This window comes from Oceanicaulis sp. (genome assembly GCF_051859625.1).
In the GTDB taxonomy this organism is placed as follows: domain Bacteria; phylum Pseudomonadota; class Alphaproteobacteria; order Caulobacterales; family Maricaulaceae; genus Oceanicaulis.
Genome location: NZ_JBHYFH010000001.1, coordinates 1,086,227 through 1,107,938, shown reverse-complemented (window position 1 = coordinate 1,107,938; position 21,712 = coordinate 1,086,227). Strand labels below are relative to the sequence as shown.

Genomic DNA, 21,712 nt, shown 5'->3' with positions numbered 1-21,712 from the left:
CTTTGGGAAACCCTGTGCACACTGTGCGCAGGGTTTTTCTTTTAGAGGACTGATGATGACGCGTTCTGCTTGTCTGTCTTTCGCCGCACTGGCGCTCACTGCGTTCAGCGCGCCGGCCTGGGCGATCCAGGATGCAGACCCGAATGCATTGGCCAACCAGATGATCGCGTTGTGTGAGACCGCGTTGGGACCTCAGGGTCTTGAGGGCGCCGCCGAAGAGATCGGCGTGACGTTGGCGGACTTTGATTTCCCCGTGGACGGGCGGGACATCACGGTGTCCGAGCAGGCCTTGGTCCTGGCTCACGCAGGGGGCCTGTCTCTCTGGACGGGCCAGCGTGATGGCGAGACGGTCTGCGTCATGGGCGCCTGGAACGACAATCTGCGCGTGGTGCGAGAGGTGGAGACGCGCTTGCGGGCCGAGGGGCGCGCTGTGGTCCACAACACCGTCAACGTCTCCTTCGGTCTGTTCCGGCGCGGGAACTCCGTGCGTGTTGTAGAGCTGGCGGCGGGTGACTAGGCGCTGAACGCGGCGAACGCTTCCGCCACACGCTCATACACATCCCGCTTCCACGGAATGATCAGCTGCGGGGTGGTCTCAAGGGCCACCCAGCGAAACTCGGAGAACTCCTGCGGCGGCACGGCCGTAAGATCAAACTCGGCGTCTGTTCCCAGATAGCGATAGGCGAACCAGCGCTGTTTCTGGCCCCGCCAGCGGTTCTTTTTCCGCTGCGCCAGAACCTCGGGCGGGAAGTCATAGGTGAGCCAATCACCGATGCTGCCCAGCGGCTTAATGAGGTCGGTGGTTACGCCGGTCTCTTCATAAAGCTCGCGCAAGCCGGCTTCTTCAGGCGTCTCGCCTTCATCCATGCCGCCTTGGGGAAACTGCCAGCACCAGGGCTCGTCCGCGCCATAGCGCTTGCCTAGCCAGACCTTGCCCTCGGCATTAAACAGGACGAGGCCCACATTGGGGCGGTGCTCGGGATACGCGGCGCTCATGATCAGTGCGTGTCCCCATGCGGGTCCGCATGGTCATTTGCCGCGCCGTGATCTTCGGAAGCTGCTGGACTGCTGGTCTCGACAGGGCTGCGGATCCCCATGACGAAGCTCGCCGGGGCCAGCTGGTACCCACGGCCTTCCAGACCGTCCGCCCAGGCCGCCACGGTGTCGACTGTGGCCGGATAGGCGAAGCCTGAGCCCAGGGCGGTCCCGTTTTGCAGGGCGAGCGCTTCAAGCTCCAGAAGGCGACCGTCAATGGCGCGCGGGGTGGGATCTGAATCCACAACGCGGTCGGCGATGGTCATGCGGGCGCGCGCCTGCCGTCCGGCCTGGCTGAGAATGGCGCGGCGTCCAGCGCCGTCATGGAAAATGCTCAAACCGCGATCTTCCAGGGCGGTGAAGATTTCAGTCAGCGGACCTTCTGCGGCGCCCAGACGTGCGCCGAGATAGTTGGCGACACCCACATATCCGGCTGTCCGGGACAACAGCCAGGTCAGACGCCGTGAGTTCTCCGTCGTACTGGCGTCCACCAGAAGCGTGTGCGGGCCCGGATCGTTATTGGGATAGTCGAACGGCTCCATGGGCAGTTCGAGCAGCACTTCATGACCATCGGCCCGGGCGCGATTGATCCAGGTCTGCAGATCATCGGCATAGGGCGCAAAGCTGAGCGTCACTTCGGCGGGCAGCACTTCGATGGCGCGCGCGGTCAGGCTTTCAGACAGGCCCAGCCCGCCCACGATGACCGAGACGGTTGGCACGTCCGCAGCGCCATCAAAATCAAGAGCGTAGGCTTGATCCGGGCGCACGCCGCTGGCGTTGATGATCGGCAAGGGACCGCCAGGACCGTTCTCATAAAAGCCTTCAAGCGGAGCCGGGGGCGCGACAGGCTCGGCACGGTGAGACGCGCTGGCGGATTCTTGCGTGCTCAGGGCGTCTGCGGTGTCGCGTACGCCCGGCAGGCTGACTTCTTCGGTCTGAGCGTCGCTGAAGGGAGCGTGGCCGTCTCCATGCCCGCCTGCAATATCAGCGGAAGCCAGAACGGCGGGCTGACCATTGATATCCGCGCTCGCGCTGACAGTCGGTGCAGGACCGCCAGCGAGCCAGGTCAGGGCGGCCACGCCTGCGATCAGCGCAGCCGCGACCCCGAGCCCCGCCAGGAGCGGGGCTTTGAGTGGAAAGCGATCAGATTGCAGTCGGGCCATGTACGCGTGCCGCTTGCTCAACGCCGGAAGAGGACGATTCGCCCCGACCCTGCGTGAGGTTGCGGTAAAGAAGCGTTAACGAAGCCGCCCTGAGGCTGTGTTGATTATTGCAGCTGGGCTTGCTCGCGGCTCATCATGGCGTTCAGGATTTCGATGGCGCGGTGCAGCTGGTAATCTTCGCCGTCTTCCCAGTCTTCGGGCGGCATTTCGGTGTGCGACAGCTCGTTTTCCAGCTCTTCTCGCTCGGCGCCGGTCTCGTTTTCCAGCGCGTTGCGCAGACTGGCTTCGGCGTAGGTGTTCACACCCTCCACCTCTTCCTGCTCCACGCGGCGCGGCGCGATGGCGATGTCGGGCGCAATGCCGGTGGCCTGGATGGTGCGACCTGCCGGCGTGTAATAGCGCGCCGTGGTCAGGCGCAGGGCGCCGTCGCGGCCGCCGCGCAGCGGCACCACGGTCTGCATCGAGCCTTTGCCGAAGCTGGTCATGCCCACGATCGTCGCGCGCTCACGGTCCTGCAAGGCGCCGGTGACGATTTCAGACGCCGAAGCCGAGCCTGAATTGATCAGCACCACGATCGGCGCGCCGTTGAGCATGTCGCCCAGCTCGGCGTTATAGCGGCGCGTGTCGCGCGGATCACGGCCGCGGGTGGAGACCACTTCGCCGCCATCCAGGAACAGCGAGGACACGGTCACCGACTGATCCAGCAAACCGCCCGGATTGGAGCGCAGATCCAGGATCAGACCCGGCAGCGGCCCGCCATAGGCTTCGGTCAGGTCATTGAGCCCGGTGATGGCGTTGGCGGTGGTGTTCTCGTTAAAGGTCGTGATGCGCAGATAGGGCGTGTCGCCCTCTTCCATACGCCAGTAGGCGGCGCGGACCTCGATGAGGTCACGGACGACCGTCACGTCAAACGGGTCTTCCTCGCCTTCACGCAGGATGGTCAGAACGACCGGATCACCGGCCAGGCCGCGCATGCGCTCGACCGCGTCATCCATGCTCGCGCCGATCATGCTCTCGCCGTCCACCGCGATGATCTGGTCATTGGGTTCAAGGCCGGCGCGTTCGCCCGGCGTCTCGGCGATGGGAGAGATGATGGTGATCAGATCGTCGCGAATGGTGACCTCGATGCCGACGCCGCCATATTCGCCGCTCGTAGTGACCTGCATGTCCTGAAAGTCGTCGGGCGACAGATAGCTCGAATGCGGATCAAGCGCCTGCATCATGCCGTCAATCGCGCTCTCGATCAGCTCGGCCTTGTCGGGCTCCGTGACGTAATCGGCTTCGATCCGGCTGAGCACATCGCCAAACAATTCCAGCTGACGGAAGGTGGCTTCGCGGCTGTTTGTGTCTTCGCCCTCGGCGGACACCGCCAGGGTGGCGGCGCCGATGCCGAACAGAACAGCTGAAGCAATAATGTGCAGACGCATGGTGGTCTTCCTTAGAGCGCGGCGGTCGAGGACTTAGCCTCTGCGAAATTCGGGCCGAAGCCAATCCTCAGGGTCAGCAGCTTCGTCAGTGCTGCGTCTTATCTCCAGATAGAGCATTGGCGGCGGATTTGCACGGTCTGACATGGCGCCGACAGGCTCACCTGCCAATAAAGACTGTCCCTCTACGGCGTAAATAAGACCCAAACCGCCTAAAATAAGCGTGTACCCATCGGGCGTATTGATCATCAAAACACCGTCAAATCCCTGAAATGGCCCGGCATAGACCACAACGCCGTCAAACGGGGCGGTCACTTGCGCGCGTGAGCCGGTCTCAAACCAGATACCCTCACGGCGCACCCCGTCAGGGCCGCGATCGCCGGCGCTGACGGTCAGCTCACCGCGAACCGGCGGGCTCAGGCGGCCCCGTGTGTCGCTGAAGCGCAAGGTTTCTACAGGGCCGGAAACAGGGCGCGCCTCCACCAAAGACGCCATGGCGATTGCAGGCGTCTGTTCCGGTCTGAGACGCGGGACAGGGATGCCCGGCGCCGGTTCGGGACGGGGGTCAGGGCGCGGCGCCAGTCTGGGATCAGCGGCGGCGAAACGGCGGATGTCGGCGAGCAGTTCGCGCAGAGAGCCGGCTTGTTCGGCGATCCGCGCGGCGCGTTGGGACAAGTCATCGGCCTGGGCGCGCAATGCGGCTTCGGCGGCCCGTCGCTCTTCGATCAGGGCGGTGACTTCCTCACGGGTGACCCCAAGCGCTTCGCGCGCCTGGATCAGGGCGCGGGTTTGCTCCTGCAGGGCGAGCCGCAAGGCTTCGAGCTCCGCCAGCCGTTCTCGCACCGCCGAGACGCGCGCATCCAGTTGCGGAGCGATCTGCGCCAGCAATCCGGCGGCGCGCGCGGCGGATGCGGCGTCGTCCGGCGTCACCGCCAGCGCGGGCGGGTCTGACATTTCGATGCGCTGCAAGGCGGCGAGGACGCGGGCCAGGTCCGCGCGTTCCGCCCGCAAACGCGCCAGAAGATCGGCCTCTTCGCGCTCCAGCGCCCGCAGACGCTCGGTCGCGGCTTCAACCTCGGCCTCGCGGGTCGCGACCCGGCCGGCGGCCTCGACAAGGCGTTGTTGCAGGCGGACGATAGCGATCTGGGCGGCCTCAGCCTCTTCTGCGCGCGCCTGCGCCTGCTCACGCAGTTCAGCCGCCTCTTGCTCAAGCGTATCTACCTCGCCTGGTTCGGGCGCGGTCTGCGCCTGAAGGGCGAGGCTCAGAGCCAGGAAGAGCAAGGAGGACGCCATCACCCCTCCCGATGATAGGGCGCGCCCGCCAGAACCGAGGCGGCGCGGTAGAGCTGTTCCGCCAGCATCACCCGCACCAGCTTGTGCGGCCAGGTGGCCTTGCCGAAACTGAGCATGCGCGCGCCCTGGGGCAGGGCGGGGCGGTCATGACCGTCCGCGCCGCCGATCAGAAACACCAGATCACGTGCGCCGTCATCGCGCGCAGTTTCAACCGCGCGCGCGAAATCGAGCGAACTCATGGGTTTGCCGGTTTCGTCCAGGGCGAAGACCAGAGCGCTGGCGGGCAGGTCCGCGATCAGCGCCTGGGTTTCGGCCGTCTTGTCCTTGAGCGTGCGGGGATCAAGCTCGCGCTCGATCACCGGACCCAGGCCGACAGATCGGCCAACGCCGTTGGCGCGGTCCATATACTGGTCCACAAGCTCGCGCTCGGGCCCGGCCTTGATCCGGCCGATCGCACGAATCTCAACGCGCATGGGACGCTTTCAGATACAGACGGATTAAGACGCTCCGTCCGGCGAGACAGACCACATCTTTTCCAGATCGTAGAAGCTGCGCACTTCGGGACGGAACAGGTGAACGATCACGTCGCCGGCGTCGATCAGCACCCAGTCGCAGGTCTTCAGGCCCTCAATGGCGACATTGCCATGGCCGGAATCCTTGAGTTTGCGGACAAGATGGTCAGCCATCGCGCCCACATGGCGGTTGGACCGGCCCGTGGCGATGACCATCACATCGGTGACGGAGGATTTGCCCGTGAGATCGATGGCGACGACATCTTCAGCCTTGTCGTCATCCAGCGCGTTCAACACCAGCGCTTCAAGATCCTGCGTGCTCTGGGCGAGTTCGCCAGAGTCGCTGTCAGCGTCGCCATGGGGGCGGCTGTGCAATTCGGTGGACAGAGTCCTTGCTCCCTTAATTGACCAAACCGCACCCTAGCACGTTTCGCCGCCACGTTCGAGCCAGTGAATGGAGAAGGCGCAGGCGCCGTCTTCAGTCCACACATGGGCCGGGACCAGGCCTGCTTTGACCGCGAGATCCTGGAAGGTCTCAACAGTGAATTTATGAGAGTTTTCCGTGTGGATGGTCTCATGTTCACGCAGCACGAAGCGCTCCCCCGCCACGGTAAAATGAAGATCTCGCAGAGCTTGCAGATACATTTCCACCCGTGAGCGGTACGGGTTCCAGAAGGCGCGATAGGCCAGCGCAGACGGGTCGATATCGCCGTTCAGTTCAACGTTGATGCGCCGGATCAGATTGAAATTGAAATCCGCCGTGGCGCCGCCTGCGTCGTCATAGGCGGCCTCCAGCACGGACGGGTCCTTGCGCAGGTCCACGCCGATCAGAAGGGCGTCGCCGGGCCTGAGCCAGTCGCGCAGGGTCTTGAGCAGATGCAGGGCGTCAATCAGCTCGAAATTACCGATCGTGGAGCCGGGGAAGAAGACGATCCGGCGGCCTTCGGGGATGATCAGCGCGCCCAGATCCAGCGTCTGGGTGAAGTCATGGCAGACCGCGCCGACCGTCAGGTCGGGATGATCAGACGCGATATCGGCGCAGGCGGCTTTGACATGGTCGCCCGAAATATCCATGCCGACGAAGCCCGCCGGATGGTCAAGCGCATCCAGAAGCTGACGGATCTTCACGCTTGATCCAGCGCCAGGCTCCAGCACGACTGCGCCGGACCCGGCGAGCGTGTTCAGCTCCGGACCGATCCGCTCCAGCAAGGCCAGTTCGGTGCGGGTGGGATAGTATTCGGGCGCTTGCGTGATCCGGTCAAAGATCGCCGAGCCCGCTGCGTCATAGAAATACTTCGGCGAAATCGCCTTCTGGGGTTTGCGCAAACCTGCGAGAACATCCGCGCGAAAATCAGCGGCGGAAGGCTGCAAGTCTTTGAAAAACGCCAAGGCGCCAGCCTTGACTAGGGTCTCATTGGACATGGTCTCAAGGCGTGGCGGCTGCGGGTCAGGATGAAGCATTTGCACGCATGACGCGTGAAGCTTCAGGATGTAATGGCTCAGTAAGGTAAGTCCACCCCGGAGGATTACCTAGGACCAGTGTTTTCGCGCGCCTGTCACATTTGCGCGAGGGTGCAAGATACCGCGCCGCAGGAGAGAGCCGCGCCTTTATCGCATCGCCGGGTCGCGCGATGACGCAAATAGGGATGCGCTTGGCGATGGCGCGCCAGTTTTTCCAGCGATGAAAGTCCTTGAGCCCGTCAGCGCCCATGATCCAGACGAAATGCACCCGCGGATAGCGGGTCTGCAATTGCGTGATCAGGTCGATGGTGGTGCGGGTGTGCAGTCGCGCCTCCAGCGTCGAGATCACGTGTCGGGGCTCAGGCATGGCCTGCTCGATCGCGGCGACGCGGTCGTCAAGACTGGCGGGCGCATGCGTTTTGAGCGGGTTGCCGGGGCTGACCATCCACCAGATGCGATCCAGGTTCAGCCGTTTCAGCGCCGTCCGCGCCACATGCCGGTGCGCTTTGTGGACGGGGTCGAAACTGCCGCCGTAAAGCCCGACGCGCATGCCGTCATGCAGCAATTCGGATTTCAGCGCCCGGCTCACCTTGACGCCCCGTCTTTCAGGTCAGGCACAAGATCTGACGCATGGACCAGAGCCGCCCCGCGGCGATAGCCCAGTAGGCCTGTGATCTCGTCAGACTGGCGGCCTGCGATCTGGCGCGCTTCATGATCGTCATATCCGACCACGCCGACGCCAAGGCGCTGACCCGATTGGCTGATCAGGCGCACTGCAGCGCCACGCTCAAACCGGCCCTGCACGTCCACGACGCCTGCGGGGAGAAGGCTGCGGCCTTTGTTGATGGCGATCGCTGCGCCCTCATCCAGCACCAGCGCGCCGTCCCGCGCCAGGCTTCCCAGAATCCAGGCGCGGCGCGCGCTTTCAGGATTGCCATGGGCGTGAAACCAGCTGGCGCGCGCGCCGTTCGCAATCGCTTGAACCCGATAGGGATGATCGCCACGGCAGATGATCATGTCACACCCTGCAGCCGTCGCGATGCGGGCGGCGGCGATCTTGCTGGCCATGCCCCCCGTGCCGGCGCCTTCGCTGCGCGCCGGACCGGCCAGCGCCTCGATATCGGCGGTGATGGCGGTGATTTCGGGGATGTGCGCGGCGCCATCTTCGCGCGGATCGCGGTCATACAGCCCGTCCACATCCGACAGGATGATCAGGAGCTGCGCGCCCACCAGCTGGGCGGTGCGCGCCGCCAGCCGGTCATTATCGCCAAAGCGCAGTTCTTCGGTGGCGACGGTGTCGTTCTCGTTGATGACGGGTACCGCGCCCAGCTTGAGCAAGGTTTCAAGCGTGTTGCGGGCGTTCAGCCAGCGCGGGCGCGATTCAATGTCGGCAGGCGAGACCAGGGCTTGGGCGGCCGGAAAGCCGTGCCGCGCGAACGCCCGGTCCCAGTGCTGGATCAGCAAGGCCTGTCCCGCGGCGGCGGCGGCCTGTTTTTCTTCCAGGGTCAGGGTCTGGCCTGGTTTCAGACCCAGGCGCGGGCGGCCCAGCGCCACGGCGGCGGAGCTGACCAGAACCACATCCTGACCCGCCTGACGCAGGCGGGCGATGTCGTCGGCCAGTGCGTCAAACCGGTCTTCACGCGGCGCAAGGCTGGCGGGGTCGATCAACTGGGCCGACCCCACCTTGATGACGACCCGTCGGGCCGCCGCCATGCGCGCGCTCAGGCTCAAGGCGTCCAGCCGCTTTCGCCGCGCGCTTCGCGTTCCGCTTCGTCCTTGAGACGCTTTTCTTCCTCACGACGGGCGTGGACGGCGTCCCAGATGGCTTTGAGCACCTCTTTGAGGCCTTCCCGCGTGGCGCCGGACAAGTGATAGGGCGTGACGCCGAGCTTCTCCTTGAAGGCGGCGTCCAGCTCAGCGACCGTGTCCGCATCGGCGGCGTCGAGCTTGTTGAGCACGACGATCTCGCGTTTGCCGGTGATGCCGGCGCCATAGGCGTCCAGCTCGTGGCGCACAGTGTCATAGGCGCCGATCGGATCTTCGCCGGTGGCGTCGATCAGATGCACCAAGAGCGCGCACCGCTCGATATGGCCCAGGAAACGGTCGCCAATGCCGGCGCCTTCATGGGCGCCTTCGATCAGGCCGGGAATATCAGCCAGCACAAAGCGGTTGCCGGTGCCCATCTCCACCACGCCAAGATTGGGGTGAAGCGTGGTGAACGGATAGGACGCGATCTTGGGGTGGGCCTTGCTGGCCACCGAGAGGAGCGTGGATTTGCCTGCATTGGGCAGACCCACAAGGCCGGCGTCCGCGATCAGTTTCAGGCGCAGCCAGATGGCGCGTTCCTCGCCCGGCTCGCCGGGTTGGGAGATGCGCGGGGCCTGGTTGCGGCTCGATTTAAAGTGGGCGTTGCCCTTGCCGCCAATGCCGCCCTTGGCCAGAAGGGCGCGCTGGCCGGGCACGGTCATGTCCGCCAGCAGCGTCTCCTTGTCCTCGTCAAAGACCTGTGTGCCCACCGGCACGCGCAGAACGACGTCTTCGCCGCCCCGGCCCGTGCGGTTGCGCCCGGCGCCGTTCAGGCCTCGCTCGGCCTTGAAGTGCTGCTGGTAGCGATAGTCGATCAAGGTGTTCAGCCCTTCCACGGCCTCCACCCACACATCGCCGCCATCGCCGCCATCGCCGCCGTCAGGGCCGCCGAACTCGACATAGGCTTCACGCCGGAATGACACGCATCCCGGGCCGCCCCAGCCGGACTTCACATACACTTTGGCTTGATCAAGAAACTTCATGGCTTGCTTTTTATCTTTGTCTTGAGGGCTCTGCTAGCCCGCCATTTTCATCTGGCGGACACGGCCCTTGGCCATGCGGCCGAAAGAGAAGGCGTTTTGGGTTTCGCCGGTATAGGCGAAGCCGATTTTTTCCAGCACCCGGCCAGAGGCCGGATTGTCGTCAAAGTGTCCGGCGGTGACCGGCGACAGAGCGTGTTCGTCCGCCCAGGCGCACATCCCCTGCGCGGCTTCCGTCGCATAGCCCTGCCCCCAGGCGGCAGGCATCAGCCAGTAGCCCAGCTCCCAACCCGCATCATGGGGGTGCAGCCCGATCACGCCCACCGCGCTGCCGGTCTCGGCTTCGCAGATAGCGCGCACAAGGTCGCCTGTGATCTGTTCCCGTGCGCGCATGATCAAGATGAACGCTTCCGCGAACAGCGGCGGGTTCTGCGCCGGAACCCGGCTCGTCATGCGGCACACTTCAGGGCGGGCGCTTTCGGGGCCGACCCAGGCGGCGTCTTCGATCTTGAGCGGACGCAGAACAAGGCGCTCGGTGCGGATGTCCGCAAAGGCCGCCGGTGTGTTCACTGCGCCCGCTTCATGCTCGGGCGTCTCTTCAGGTTCTGGCTGCATGTCTCTCATATCGGCCTCCTCGGGCGCGAATACTGGGCGGGGAGAGACGTCAAACGTAAAAAGGGGAGACGGCGATCCGTCTCCCCTTGAAACTTGGCCGTCCGGCCCGGATCGCCCCTCATCGGGATGGGCGATCACGAGGTCGGTGTCGCCCTATTCAGCTGCGTCCGCGAGCGGAGCGACGGACACGAAGGTCCGGTTGAGCTTTTTCTTCTGGAAGGTCACACGACCTTCGGTCAGCGCGAACAGGGTGTGATCCTTGCCCATGCCGACATTCTCGCCCGGATAATACTTGGTGCCGCGCTGGCGGATGATGATGTTGCCCGGAATCACGGCTTGTCCGCCGGATTTCTTGACGCCGAGGCGCCGGCCTTCACTGTCGCGACCGTTACGTGACGAACCGCCTGCCTTTTTGTGAGCCATGGTGCTCTCCTTCTCAGGTTCTGTTGTCGCGTGGCTTAGCCAGCGAATCCTTTGGCTTCAGCGACCCAGTCGCCTTTTTCTGCTTTGGTCTTCAGACCAGAGATCTCGCCATCGAGGTGCTCGATCTCGGCGTCGGTCCAGGCTGCGATCTGGGCGAAGCTGGTCACGCCGGCTTCGTTCAGCTTGGCGGCGTAGGCGGGGCCCACACCGGTCAGCTGGGTCAGGTCGTCGGAAGCGGCGGCCGCAGCCTTGGCTTTCGGCGCAGCTTTCTCAGCTTTCGGCGCAGCGGCTTTCTTGGCCGGAGCGGGCGCTTCGTCAGCCGCCACTTTGGCCGGCTTGGCGTCCAGCTTGGATTTCGTGCCCGGCTTCAGGATTTCTGCGACCGAGATGACCGCGATCCACTGGCGGTGGCCCTTGGTGCGGCGATAGTTCTGACGGCGGCGCTTCTTGAAGACCTTGATCTTCTTGTCCTTGCGGATGTCCAGCACGTTCGCGGTCACCGAAGCGCCGTCCACGGCCGGAGCGCCGACGAGGGAATCGCCTTCGCCGCCGATCATCAGCACTTCGTCAAACGCGACGACATCGCCGGTTTCTGCGCTGAGTTTCTCGACGCGCAGGATGTCGCCTTCGGAGACGCGGTATTGCTTACCGCCGGTCTTGATCACTGCATACATGATCGTGTTCCTTTGTTTCGGAGCCGTATCCGCGAAAGCCGCGAGACCGGAGCCCTTTTTCTTCGCCGGTTCTTGGTGCGAGCCAGCGTTGTTTCACAAGCAAAGCCCCGCATCGGACAGGTCCGTGCGGGAGCAGAGCGCGCGATATAGACAAAAGAGTGTGCAAGAGTCAACGCAGCAAGGCGCTGGGCCGGGTCTCAAACTGCATGAACGTGCTCTTCGGGTTCAGGCCCCGGCGCCCAAGAGACTTGATTTTGCCCCCAGCCTTTGCGACACCGCGCATCCCTGAGTTCGGAGAGGTGCCGGAGTGGTCGAACGGGGCGGTCTCGAAAACCGTTGAGCGCGCAAGCGTTCCGAGGGTTCGAATCCCTCTCTCTCCGCCAGTTTTCTTTCGAGCTCCGCCCAGACCCTCAGAACACCGACAGATTGGTTTCGTTCGCGAACACTTCGAGCGCGCGGGTTCCGGCCAGAGAGTTGCCCAGCTCATCCAGCTCGGGCGACCAGACGCAGATCGCAAAATGGCCGGGGATGACCGCGGCGATGCCGCCGCCCACCCCTGATTTGGCCGGAATGCCGACCCGGAACGCGAAATTGCCGACCCCGTCATAAAGCCCGCATGTCAGAAGCAGGGAGTTGATGCGTTTCGCCCGGAGGGCGGGCATCACGGTTTCACCCGTCAGCGGATGCCGTCCGCCAGCCGCCAGCGGCAGGAACGCCCGAGCGACGTCGCGGCAGGTCATGGCGATGGAGCATTGGCGATAATAGGCCGCCAGGACATCCTCGACGCTCGCTTCCAGATTGCCTTGGCTTTTCAGCAGATGCGCGATCGCCGCATTGCGGTGCCCGCTTTCCGCTTCGGACCGGGCCACCTCTTCATCGATATAGATCTGTTCGCAGTCGGCGTATTTGCGGATCAGTCCCAGGATCTGAAGCACGGGGCTGACGAAATGGCTGGTGATCACATCGGTGACGACGATCGCCCCGGCGTTGATGAAGGGATTGCGCGGCAAGCCCCGCTCTGATTCCAGGAGCACGAGGGAATTGAACGCCGTACCGGACGGCTCGCGTCCGACCCGGTCCCAGACCCCCGCCGCGCCGGGCGACTGCAGCGCCAGAGCCAATGTGAACACCTTGGAGATGCTCTGGATCGAAAACGAGGTGTCGCTGTCTCCGGTGGACCATTCCGTCCCGTCGACGCCGCACACTGCCATGCCGAACTGGTCAGGGTTTATCCGCGCAAGGGCGGGGATGTAATCGGCGACGCGACCCTGTCCGATCTGCTTTCGGGCTTCGCTCGCGCACTCTTCAAGAATGGACGAGAGATCAAGATCGGGGTGTGTCATGTGCGATCACTCTTTCGGCGTGGCTCCAGGGGGGTGCGATAGTCGATCGACAGGAATCTCAGAACACGGTGTCCGGATCATCGCGCCCTGTCCGATCTGGCGTGCGCCTGTATGGACCCGGCCGCTGAGTCAGATGCTCAGAATTTGTAATCGGGCAAGGCCTTGATGGAGTCCTTGATGGAGTCTGACCAGGCTTCGGCGATGGTCTGGAAATATGGATCGTCGCTGGTGATGCGGCGTTCCTGACCCAGGGTCAGCCTGTCCGTTTCATACGTCAGCAAGTCCAGCGGCATGCCGACGGAGAGGTTGGCGCGCAGCGTGGATTCAAAGGACAGCATGAGCAGTTTCACGGTGTCGGTGAAGTCCATCTGAGGCTCGTATCCGCGCAGCAGGATCGGGCGGCCGTATTTGGTCTCGCCAATCTGGAAATAGGGGTTTTCATCGGTGGCTTCGATGAAATTGCCTTCCGGATAGACCAGAAAGAGGCGCGGTTCGGAGCCGGCGATCTGTCCGCCGACAATGATCGTGGCGCTGAAGGCGGAATCCGCCACAGGACCCTGTCCGGATTGCGCCGCCACGACTTCCTTGAGCGTGTCGCCCACCAGTTTTGCGACCTGAAACATGGTGGGAACTTCAAGAATGCCCGGATTGCGGTCCGCCGGGGCTTTCATGCGCTCTTCAAGCAGGCTGATGACCGCCTGCGTGGTCGCCAGATTGCCCGCTGTCTGGATCACGATGACCCGTTCTCCGGGCGTTGACCAGGCGAACATCTTCTTGAAAGTCGAGACGTTGTCGATACCTGCATTGGTGCGGGTATCCGACATGAAAACAAGGCCCTTATCGATGCGCATACCCACGCAATAGGTCATGTTGATTCGGTTCCTGAGAGGAGATTGCTCACTTGGGTTACTGCTGAACCTGTACGCTGACAATCATGAATTCTTCGCTGCCCCCGTAGACGAAACCGGCGATGGGCGCGGCTTCCATGGAATCCAGTCCGGTCGCGATGCGAACATATTTGTCATCGGGCGAAATCTGGTTGGAGACGTCAAACCCGACCCAGCCCAGCCCGTCCACATGCACTTCCGCCCAGGCATGGCTGGCCTCTTGCTGGGTGCGATCCGTCATCAGCAAATAGCCGCTGATATAGCGCGCCGGGAACCCCATCGCCCGCGCAATGGCGATGAAGATCTGGGCGTGGTCCTGACAAACGCCGCTGCCGGTGCTGACCGCGATTTCGGCGGTCGTGCCCGCATGCGTCGAACTGGTGTCATAGGCCACATGCTCGCCGATAAAGCCCAGCAGATCATGAAACCGCGTCAGGGCGTCTGTTCCGGACGGGCTGAACTCGGCGATCAGTTGCGTCAGCGCAGGGCCCGGGCGGGTCCGCTCGGTCTGGGTGAGGTAATACCATAGCGGGACATGGCCGATATGCGGCCCGAACACGCCTGATGTGTTGGTGGTCTCGACTTCGCCCGTACTGATGATTTCAACGAACTGCGTGTTTCTTTCCACGCTGAGCAGTCGCACGTCATTGCCGTGCTGGTCGGAGAAGCAGGCTTCTGTCGACGCTCCACCGAGATCGAGCGACCAGTCGAGTACGGTCTGCGTCGGCCCGGAATGCGGGTTCAACCGGATTTGCTGCAGGGCGTATGGGACCGGACGGCTATATTCATACCGCGTCGTGTGGCTGATCTTCAGTCGCATGGATTACTCGTTAAATCTGAAATCGATTTCAATCTGACGCCCGATCGCATTGTTCTTGCTCATGAATTCGCCCAGAAATTCATGAAGACCGCTTTTGAAAATCGAGTTGATCTCCTCCGCCTCAAGCGATTCAAGCAGCGGTCGCGCCAGGCCCTGGGCCGTGTTGGGCTCGCCATACATGCGGGACAGATCATCGAGAATGCGCACACTGTCCCAGCAGCAATACAGGAGCGAGCGGGGCAATTGCTGATTGAAAATCAGAAACTCGGCGATCTTGCTTGGCGAGGTGTCGCCGCCATAAAGCAGATTGAACGCGCGTGCGGCCGAGGCTGAGCGCAAGATGGTCTCCCACTGCACATTGTCGAGCGATGAGCCGACCGCTGCTGAAGAGGGTAAAAGCACGAAGTATTTCACGTCCAGGATACGCGCCGTATTGTCGGCACGTTCGATGCGTGTGCCCAGACGGGCGAACAGAAATACGTCGTTTCTCAACGCCGTGCCATGCCAGGCGCCGCGCACCAGTGCGCTCGATTTGCGAATGGCGCCCAGAACGTTGGGCAATTCGCTCATGTCCACAGGCTGCGCCAGCAGGTCCTGCAAGGCCAGCCAGGCTTCGTTCGTGCTCTCCCAGACTTCGCGCGTCAGGGCGGTGCGGACCGAGCGGGCGTTGGTTCGCGCAGCCTTGAAGAGCGACAGAACGCTGCCGGGATTGCCCGGATCACGCAGCAGAAAATCGATCACGTTTTCCGCATTGAAGGCGTCATGCCGCTCTTGAAACGCAGCCTCGCACCCGGCGGTCCGGACAACTGAAGCCCACTCATTCTGCCCGGACGCTTGCCGGGTCAACGCCATGCGGAATCCGGTCTCGATCAGTCGAGCGGTGTTTTCGCTGCGTTCAAGCTGGCGAAACATCCAGAACAGGCCGTTTGCGGTCGATCCCAGCATGGGCCTAGTCCTCCAGTATCCAGGTGTCTTTTGTGCCGCCGCCCTGGCTGGAATTGACCACAAGGGACCCTTCCTCCATGGCCACGCGCGTCAGACCGCCCGGCGTGATGTCGACCCCGTTCGGCGAGACCAGCACAAAGGGGCGCAAATCCACATGGCGCGGCGCCAGCCCCGCTTCGGTCAGGATCGGCACGGTGGACAAGGCGAGCGTCGGTTGCGCGATATAGCCTGCGGGATTCGCCTTGAGCTTGTCTCTGAAGGCCGCAATTTCGGCCTTGCTCGCCGCCGGTCCGACCAGCATGCCGTACCCGCCCGAGCCGTGCACTTCCTTGACGACCAGCTCTTCAAGATTGTCGAGGACATGGGCGAGGGAGTCCGGTTCCGAGCAGCGCCAGGTGGGCACATTGTTGAGCAAGGGGCTCGCGCCTGTATAAAACTCAATGATGTCAGGCATGTAGGAATAGAGCGCCTTGTCATCGGAAATGCCGGTGCCGGGCGCGTTGGCGATGGTGATCCCACCGGCGCGATAAATGTCGAAAATGCCCGGAACGCCGAGCATGGAGTCGGGATTGAAGTTCAGCGGATCCAGAAACTCGTCATCGACCCGGCGATAGATCACGTCGATGGGCGTGTAGCCGCGCGTGGTGCGCATGGTGACGCGGCCGTCGACCACTCGCAAATCATGCCCCTCCACCAGCTCCACGCCCATCTGGTCAGCCAGAAAGGCGTGCTCGTAATAGGCGGAGTTGTGAATGCCGGGGGTGAGGACGGCGATGACCGGCTGACCCTTGCAGGCTGCGGGCGCGCAGCGAGACAGCGAACGGCGCAGATTGCGCGGATAATCGCTAATCGACGCAACATTGATGTTGGAGAACAACTCGGGAAACATGTGCAGCATGGTTTCCCGGTTTTCCAGCATGTAGGAGACGCCAGAGGGCGTACGAGCATTGTCCTCAAGAACGTAGAAGTCGTTTTTCCCCGTCCTGACCAGGTCGACCCCCACGATATGAGTGTAGACGCCGCCAGCGGGCTCAACCCCCATCATCTGGGGCAGAAACGCTTCATTGTTGGCGATCAGGCTTTGCGGAAGCCGTCCGGCCTTCAGGATTTCCTGATCGTGGTAAATGTCGTGAAGGAAGGCGTTGAGCGCGATGACGCGTTGCTCGATGCCCTTTGAGAGCCGCGTCCACTCCTTGGCCGAAATGATCCGGGGCACCTGATCAAAAGGGATGAGACGCTCATCCGCCTTTTCCTCGGAATAGACGTTGAATGTGATCCCGGTCCGACGAAAAAACTCATCCGCTTCTTTTGACTTGTCCCTCAGTGAATCGAGGTTTCGGGTCTGCATCCATTTGACGTAATCTTTGTAAGGTTCCCGAGGCTCGCCAGCGTCAGACTGAAGTTCGTTGAAAAACACGGCGTCTCCTTCGAAGAATCCAAATCCCTACTAAAACTCCCAAAACTGATTTTTGTTCCTTGTAGAGATTTCTAAGACGACATTTAGCGTAACAGAAAATTAATTGATCTGGCTAGAGCGCACTGATGACCAAGAGCCATTCTGTATCAATCAAGTGGGTTTTGATTGCGCCCTAAGGCTTGATTTCTGTCCGCGCCAGAGATGAAAGCCCTTTGCGGGCGCCATGCGCTGAGCCGATCATCCGCGCCCTGATGATAACCGGACATGACGCCGGGGCGGCTGGCCTTGGCGCGTCGATGGCGCCGGTCTAGCTTGCTCCCCAATTGGGTCTGAACGGGCCGACAGGGGAGAAATCATTATGCGGATTGTCATGGGCATGGTTCTGGCGGCGGGCCTGACCGCGGCGTCAGGCGCACAGGTGGCGCCGCCGTCTGAAGTGCTCGACGTGCATGATTATGTGGCGGCGGTTTCGGCGGACCGCATTGAAGCGGACATCACCACGCTCGTGAGCTTCGGCACGCGTCATACGGCGTCGGAGACCGAAAGCCAGACGCAAGGGATCGGCGCGGCGCGTCGCTGGATCCATGACGAGTTCCTGCGCATTTCAGCCGAGTGCGGCGGGTGCCTTGAGGTCATGTATGTCTCCGAAACGATCAGCGGAGAGCGCCGTATCCCCGACCCTGTGGACGTGGTCTCCGTGATCGCCATTCAGCGCGGGGCGTCAGACCCGGACCGCATGGTGGTGATGTCTGGCGATATCGACAGCCGCGTGTCGGACGTGATGGACGCGACGAGCATCAGCCCCGGCGCCAATGACAACGCCTCGGGGGTCGCGGGTGTGCTGGAAGCCGCGCGAGTGCTCAGCCAGGACACGTTTGCGGGCTCCATCATGTACGCCGCGCTCGCAGGGGAGGAGCAAGGCCTGTTCGGCGGGCGGATCGTCGCTGATTACGCGCTGGAACAGGGTTGGCGGATCAAGGCCGTGCTCAATAACGACATGATCGGCAACAGCGCCGGGATTGACGGCGTGGTGGACAACTCAACGGCGCGCGTATTCTCAGAAGGCACGCGTGCGACCGAAACGCCTGAAGAAGCCCGTATTCGTCGCTTCACGGGCGGCGAGGTGGATTCGCCCTCCCGTAATCTGGCGCGGTTCATTGACCGCACCGCGGACCAGTATGTGCCCAATCTGGATGTGATGATGGTCTATCGCCTCGACCGGTTCGGCCGCGGCGGCCATCATCGCCCGTTCAATGACGCCGGCATGCCGGGCGTGCGGATCATGGAGACCCATGAGGACTATAACCGCCAGCACCAGGACATACGGGTCGAGGACGGCATTGACTATGGCGACGTGTTGGAGGCCGTCGATTTTGACTATGCCGCCAAACTCACTGGTCTGAATATCGCAACGCTGGCCCAGCTGGCGGGCGCGCCGCCGTTTCCGGCGGATGTGACGATTTCGGGCGCTGTGCAGCCCTCCACAACGCTGAGCTGGTCGCGTCCTTCGGGCGCGCCGGCTGAAAACCTGATGGGCTATCGTGTGTACTGGCGCCTGACCGATGCGCCTCAATGGACCTATAGCCGCTTTGTGGGCGACGTGACCGAGTTCACGCTCGAGAACATTGTCATCGACAATTACTATTTCGGCGTGTCGTCGGTGGCGACGGACGGGTCGGAAAGCCCGGTCGTCTTCCCTGGCCCTGCGGGATCGTTTGGCGGTTATTAAGGCCTGCTGACGGATCAGTCCCGAATGGAGAAGCCCGCCGGATTGCGGCGGGCTTCTCTGTCTAAAAGGAACAGCGCCACAGAGGCGCCGATGCTGAAATCACGCCAGGCCGGGCTGCGACGACCGGGTATCCGCTTGCGATGATCGTTCAAGTCGACAACGACGCCCTCACAGGTCAGGGCGCGTCAGCGCGGACTGGATCGCGCTCCGGCGGCAACTGTGGCTGCGCATGAATTTTCGTATTCAACGGCTTGTATTTGAGGGTCGATCTGGCCTTAATCAACTCAGGGAGAACAAGGGGCGTTAGGGCTCGCCTCAGGGGGGATTGCATCGTGAAGCGATTAGCGATGGCGTCGGCGTGCGCCTTGATTCTTGGCGCGTGCGGGGGCGGCGGCAGCGGGGATTCAGGCGGCACGCCTCCTTCAACGTCTTCAAACTCTGCGCCAACGGCGAATGCCGGAGCGGATATCACCGCCTCTCTGGACGCTTCTGGCGTCATCCTGAATGGCGCTGCTAGCAGCGATCCGGATGGCGATCACCTGAGTTTCGGCTGGGTCATCACCCAACAGCCGACAGGGGCTGGCGCGTCGCTTGTGGATGCAAACACGCCGCGACCGCGACTGAAGACTCTGGCGCCGGGACAATACGCGGTCGAGATGACGGTGAATGACGGCAGAGGCGGGTCTGCGCGGGACACGGTCGAGCTGAGCCTGAGCAATGACGCCCCCAATCTGGTGATTGATTCCATGCCGTCTCAGACGGCTGTGGGTTTGCCGGTGACTCTGGATGCGTCGGGATCAAGCGACATAAATGGCCAGCCTCTGGGGTATACATGGACGCTGATCGCCTCTCCGTCCGGCACCCGTCTGCGCGAGCGTCTGACCGGGCCTGTCCATACCGTGGAATTTGACGTTGCGGGCGACTACACCTTCGAGCTGGAGCTGGATGACGGCTATGATCCCGTGACCTCCACGGTGTCGGTTGCTGTCAGCACCTACAGCCAGACCGCTTTGGCGAATGGCTTTGATTATCTCGAAGCGAGCGCGACGGGTGAACTGATCGTCTCGTCACGTGAGCGCACAGTGCGTGTGGTCGGCGAGGACGGGACCAGCACTCATACCTTCACCCTGCCTGCGACCGTGCTCATGCTTGCTGTTTCGCCCAATGGCCGATGGATCGCGGCCGGGCATCAGGACCGGATTTCCTTCATCGATATGTCCAGCGCAAGCCTGGTCGCGACCTGGGACGTGACGAACGAGCCGGGCGACCTGATCGTTGATAATGATGGCAACGCGCATTTCATCTCGCGAAATCGAAGTGAGAGCTTGAATTCCGTAAATCTGGAAACGGGCGTTCAACACGCGACATGGAGCTTGGCCTACCCAGGCACCAGAATGCAGATCCACCCCAATGGGATGAAGGCGTATGGCGCAGACCGTGGCCTATCGCCCAGTGATGTGGAGCGTTACGACATCACGGATGGGGTTGCGACGCTAGTTTATGACTCGCCTTACCATGGCGACTTTCCATTTTGCGGCGACCTCTGGATTGCCGATAGCGGGACTGAAATCCTCAGCGCATGCGGCGTAATCGTCCGTGCGACCGATGACCGGGCCACGGATCTGACGTACCGCACCCAGCTAGATCGCACCGGTCTGATCATTGACGCCGAACAGCAAACGGAAACCGGTTACTGGTATGTTATTGAGACGGTCTCCGGCGCCGCGCAGCTCAATGTCTATGACGGCTCCGGTGGTCAGCGGGTCCAGACGCTGGAGCTGCCGGATATGGCTGCAGGTCGTCCGGCGACGCCTCTGAAGGTGGTGATGGGCGATGATGAGTTCATCCGGATCTACGCTGCCGATCACCCCACCAATCCTCAGAACTATGCGGTCTTCACCCGCGCTATGGTGGACCAGAGCAATCTCAATAATCCGCCGGTCACGATAATCGCCAACAGCAGCGCCGGTCATGTGCGTCAGTCGATCCGGCTGGATGCAAGTCGCAGCTATGACCCCGAAGGCGAGTCGCTCAGCTATAGTTGGGCCCTGATGAGCGAGCCGCAGGACAGTTCGCTGATCTTGACCGATGCCGATCAGGCCGAGTTGAGGTTCACCCCGAACTTTGAGGGGACCTACCGGTTCAGCCTTGTGGTGAGTGATGGCGAAAAGTCTGCGCCCGCCCAGACGATCGAAGTCCATGTGGTCAGCGCGGGCGAGGCGCTTCAGGTTCGGCTTGACGGTCGGCCGACCGACATCATCTACAACAAGGTCAAGAACCAGATCCTCTACGTCCAGTCAGACCGAAGCCAACTGCGCATCCGGGATCTGGATGACTTTTCCGAGCAAGTGGTTGAGCTGCCACAACCGGGCTATGCCGTTGATGTCTCGCCTAGCGGGACCCACGCCGCCGTCTCGCACAAGGGGCTGATCTCTCTCATCGCCTTGAATGAAGACGGGGCTGAGTTAAGCGACACCCAGGCCGTTGATGCGGATTGGGGCGATGTCGTCATCGATGATCGCCGGGTCGCCTATACGGTTCCCGTCCGGGACCAGTGGGTCAGCTTTCTGGCGGCGGATTTCCTGTCCGATACGGTTCACGCCGGATGGGGTGCACGCGCGGGCACGCAACTGCGCATGCGGTCGTCAGGGGGGGCGGTCTATGGCGCGAACAGGGGTTTGTATCCGAGCGATATCGAGCGGTATTCTGTGAGCAATCTCAGCCAGATAACTTCGAGGGATTCGCCCTATCATGGCGATTACGCCATGTCCGGAAATCTCTGGATCAGCGAGGACAGCACCCGCATTCTGGTGGCTGGAGGGCATGTATTCCGGGCTTCGGACGATCCCTCGTTCGACATGAACTATGTGGAATCGCTGGCGCCCCGCCAAACCGTCCTGTGGGCGGATCATTCCGAGGAGGAGTCGCTCTGGGCGGTCGTCAGCAGTAACCAGGTCCGTCTGTTCAGCGACAGCTCGTATCTCGATAGCGGAGCTATTGACGTCTCGCCCTTGTACTTCGATGCGACGGGCGCTTCACCGAGACTGGATCAGGTCTTCTATTCCGATGACGGGCGTGCGCTTATCGTCGTGGCGCATTCTGACAGCGTGACGGAAGATACCCACGCCATCCAGGTCATCCAGTAAGTGTTGAGCGGTGCGGCGAGAGGGCGTCTCTCACCGCAC

Annotated in this window: 21 protein-coding genes and 1 tRNA gene; 4 read left to right on the top strand and 18 right to left on the bottom strand. The window is 62.4% G+C overall.

Features of this window, described 5'->3' with window-relative positions; genetic code table 11:
- Positions 1-55: 55 nt before the first annotated feature.
- On the top strand, positions 56-517 hold the full coding sequence (locus ACTIGF_RS05295) for a hypothetical protein (RefSeq protein WP_439635871.1): 462 nt from the start codon (positions 56-58) through the stop codon (positions 515-517).
- Here the strand turns inward: ACTIGF_RS05295 and ACTIGF_RS05290 are convergent.
- The 13 genes from ACTIGF_RS05290 to ACTIGF_RS05230 form a co-directional block, all read right to left on the bottom strand.
- Positions 514-999 carry an RNA pyrophosphohydrolase gene (locus ACTIGF_RS05290; RefSeq protein WP_439636650.1) on the bottom strand — a complete coding sequence of 162 codons (486 nt, stop codon included), beginning with the start codon at positions 997-999 and terminating at the stop codon, positions 514-516. The genes ACTIGF_RS05295 and ACTIGF_RS05290 overlap by 4 nt on opposite strands.
- The gene (locus tag ACTIGF_RS05285; RefSeq protein WP_439635870.1) at positions 999-2,198 is read right to left on the bottom strand and encodes a divergent polysaccharide deacetylase family protein; all 1,200 of its coding nucleotides are present in this window, start codon (positions 2,196-2,198) and stop codon (positions 999-1,001) included. The genes ACTIGF_RS05290 and ACTIGF_RS05285 overlap by 1 nt, the downstream gene beginning before the upstream one ends.
- Positions 2,199-2,302: 104 nt before the next feature.
- Positions 2,303-3,625, bottom strand: a complete 1,323-nt coding sequence (locus ACTIGF_RS05280) for a S41 family peptidase (RefSeq protein ID WP_439635869.1) — start codon at positions 3,623-3,625, stop codon at positions 2,303-2,305.
- Positions 3,626-3,658: 33 nt separating this feature from the next.
- Entirely contained in the window at positions 3,659-4,915 is a 1,257-nt protein-coding gene (locus ACTIGF_RS05275) for a murein hydrolase activator EnvC family protein (RefSeq protein ID WP_439635868.1), read from the bottom strand.
- Entirely contained in the window at positions 4,915-5,388 is a 474-nt protein-coding gene (rlmH, locus tag ACTIGF_RS05270) for a 23S rRNA (pseudouridine(1915)-N(3))-methyltransferase RlmH (RefSeq protein ID WP_430430873.1), read from the bottom strand. Before rlmH ends, ACTIGF_RS05275 begins: the two co-directional genes overlap by 1 nt.
- A gap of 24 nt (positions 5,389-5,412) precedes the next feature.
- Positions 5,413-5,802 carry a ribosome silencing factor gene (rsfS, locus tag ACTIGF_RS05265; protein ID WP_022700620.1) on the bottom strand — a complete coding sequence of 130 codons (390 nt, stop codon included), beginning with the start codon at positions 5,800-5,802 and terminating at the stop codon, positions 5,413-5,415.
- 45 nt (positions 5,803-5,847) lie between these two features.
- A complete protein-coding gene (gene egtD, locus ACTIGF_RS05260) occupies positions 5,848-6,816 on the bottom strand; it encodes an L-histidine N(alpha)-methyltransferase (RefSeq protein ID WP_439635867.1) in 969 nt (322 codons plus the stop codon).
- Positions 6,817-6,874: 58 nt separating this feature from the next.
- On the bottom strand, positions 6,875-7,477 hold the full coding sequence (locus ACTIGF_RS05255) for a nicotinate-nucleotide adenylyltransferase (RefSeq protein WP_439635866.1): 603 nt from the start codon (positions 7,475-7,477) through the stop codon (positions 6,875-6,877).
- Complete coding sequence (gene proB / locus ACTIGF_RS05250) at positions 7,474-8,601, bottom strand: glutamate 5-kinase (RefSeq protein WP_439635865.1); 1,128 nt, start codon at positions 8,599-8,601, stop codon at positions 7,474-7,476. The genes ACTIGF_RS05255 and proB overlap by 4 nt, the downstream gene beginning before the upstream one ends.
- Before the next feature lie 14 nt (positions 8,602-8,615).
- Positions 8,616-9,677, bottom strand: a complete 1,062-nt coding sequence (gene obgE / locus ACTIGF_RS05245; RefSeq protein WP_439635864.1) for a GTPase ObgE — start codon at positions 9,675-9,677, stop codon at positions 8,616-8,618.
- Between the two features lie 33 nt (positions 9,678-9,710).
- Positions 9,711-10,298: a GNAT family N-acetyltransferase gene (locus ACTIGF_RS05240; RefSeq protein ID WP_439635863.1), complete on the bottom strand. Its 588-nt coding sequence runs from the start codon at positions 10,296-10,298 to the stop codon at positions 9,711-9,713.
- A gap of 144 nt (positions 10,299-10,442) precedes the next feature.
- Positions 10,443-10,712, bottom strand: a complete 270-nt coding sequence (gene rpmA / locus ACTIGF_RS05235) for a 50S ribosomal protein L27 (protein WP_022700614.1) — start codon at positions 10,710-10,712, stop codon at positions 10,443-10,445.
- A gap of 35 nt (positions 10,713-10,747) precedes the next feature.
- Positions 10,748-11,386 carry a 50S ribosomal protein L21 gene (locus ACTIGF_RS05230; protein ID WP_439635862.1) on the bottom strand — a complete coding sequence of 213 codons (639 nt, stop codon included), beginning with the start codon at positions 11,384-11,386 and terminating at the stop codon, positions 10,748-10,750.
- Between the two features lie 293 nt (positions 11,387-11,679).
- Between ACTIGF_RS05230 and ACTIGF_RS05225 the strand changes: the two genes are divergently transcribed.
- Positions 11,680-11,769, top strand: a tRNA-Ser gene (locus tag ACTIGF_RS05225).
- Positions 11,770-11,796: 27 nt separating this feature from the next.
- Here ACTIGF_RS05225 and ACTIGF_RS05220 read toward each other — a convergent pair.
- From ACTIGF_RS05220 to ACTIGF_RS05200, 5 genes are all read right to left on the bottom strand, one after another.
- On the bottom strand, positions 11,797-12,729 hold the full coding sequence (locus ACTIGF_RS05220) for a glutaminase (protein ID WP_439635861.1): 933 nt from the start codon (positions 12,727-12,729) through the stop codon (positions 11,797-11,799).
- 137 nt (positions 12,730-12,866) lie between these two features.
- Entirely contained in the window at positions 12,867-13,598 is a 732-nt protein-coding gene (locus ACTIGF_RS05215) for a peptidase (RefSeq protein ID WP_439635860.1), read from the bottom strand.
- A 37-nt stretch (positions 13,599-13,635) separates the two neighbouring features.
- Positions 13,636-14,436, bottom strand: a complete 801-nt coding sequence (locus tag ACTIGF_RS05210) for a transglutaminase family protein (RefSeq protein ID WP_439635859.1) — start codon at positions 14,434-14,436, stop codon at positions 13,636-13,638.
- Positions 14,437-14,439: 3 nt separating this feature from the next.
- Positions 14,440-15,381 carry an alpha-E domain-containing protein gene (locus ACTIGF_RS05205; RefSeq protein WP_439635858.1) on the bottom strand — a complete coding sequence of 314 codons (942 nt, stop codon included), beginning with the start codon at positions 15,379-15,381 and terminating at the stop codon, positions 14,440-14,442.
- A 4-nt stretch (positions 15,382-15,385) separates the two neighbouring features.
- Positions 15,386-16,798 (bottom strand): circularly permuted type 2 ATP-grasp protein, encoded by a 1,413-nt coding sequence (locus tag ACTIGF_RS05200; RefSeq protein WP_439635857.1) that lies wholly within the window; start codon positions 16,796-16,798, stop codon positions 15,386-15,388.
- Positions 16,799-17,156: 358 nt separating this feature from the next.
- Between ACTIGF_RS05200 and ACTIGF_RS05195 the strand changes: the two genes are divergently transcribed.
- A complete protein-coding gene (locus ACTIGF_RS05195; protein ID WP_439635856.1) occupies positions 17,157-18,527 on the top strand; it encodes a M28 family metallopeptidase in 1,371 nt (456 codons plus the stop codon).
- Between the two features lie 332 nt (positions 18,528-18,859).
- Positions 18,860-21,673, top strand: a complete 2,814-nt coding sequence (locus ACTIGF_RS05190) for a PKD domain-containing protein (RefSeq protein WP_439635855.1) — start codon at positions 18,860-18,862, stop codon at positions 21,671-21,673.
- Positions 21,674-21,712: the final 39 nt, after the last annotated feature.

Coding starts and splice junctions, on each gene's coding strand:
- proB (WP_439635865.1), bottom strand. CDS start 8,601: ATGGCGGCGGCCCGACGGGTCGTCATCAAGGTGGGGTCGGCCCAGTTG.
- ACTIGF_RS05240 (WP_439635863.1), bottom strand. CDS start 10,298: ATGAGAGACATGCAGCCAGAACCTGAAGAGACGCCCGAGCATGAAGCG.
- ACTIGF_RS05195 (WP_439635856.1), top strand. CDS start 17,157: ATGCGGATTGTCATGGGCATGGTTCTGGCGGCGGGCCTGACCGCGGCG.
- rpmA (WP_022700614.1), bottom strand. CDS start 10,712: ATGGCTCACAAAAAGGCAGGCGGTTCGTCACGTAACGGTCGCGACAGT.
- ACTIGF_RS05295 (WP_439635871.1), top strand. CDS start 56: ATGACGCGTTCTGCTTGTCTGTCTTTCGCCGCACTGGCGCTCACTGCG.
- ACTIGF_RS05215 (WP_439635860.1), bottom strand. CDS start 13,598: ATGACCTATTGCGTGGGTATGCGCATCGATAAGGGCCTTGTTTTCATG.
- ACTIGF_RS05220 (WP_439635861.1), bottom strand. CDS start 12,729: ATGACACACCCCGATCTTGATCTCTCGTCCATTCTTGAAGAGTGCGCG.
- obgE (WP_439635864.1), bottom strand. CDS start 9,677: ATGAAGTTTCTTGATCAAGCCAAAGTGTATGTGAAGTCCGGCTGGGGC.
- ACTIGF_RS05205 (WP_439635858.1), bottom strand. CDS start 15,381: ATGCTGGGATCGACCGCAAACGGCCTGTTCTGGATGTTTCGCCAGCTT.
- ACTIGF_RS05285 (WP_439635870.1), bottom strand. CDS start 2,198: ATGGCCCGACTGCAATCTGATCGCTTTCCACTCAAAGCCCCGCTCCTG.
- ACTIGF_RS05210 (WP_439635859.1), bottom strand. CDS start 14,436: ATGCGACTGAAGATCAGCCACACGACGCGGTATGAATATAGCCGTCCG.
- ACTIGF_RS05275 (WP_439635868.1), bottom strand. CDS start 4,915: ATGGCGTCCTCCTTGCTCTTCCTGGCTCTGAGCCTCGCCCTTCAGGCG.
- rlmH (WP_430430873.1), bottom strand. CDS start 5,388: ATGCGCGTTGAGATTCGTGCGATCGGCCGGATCAAGGCCGGGCCCGAG.
- ACTIGF_RS05230 (WP_439635862.1), bottom strand. CDS start 11,386: ATGTATGCAGTGATCAAGACCGGCGGTAAGCAATACCGCGTCTCCGAA.
- ACTIGF_RS05280 (WP_439635869.1), bottom strand. CDS start 3,625: ATGCGTCTGCACATTATTGCTTCAGCTGTTCTGTTCGGCATCGGCGCC.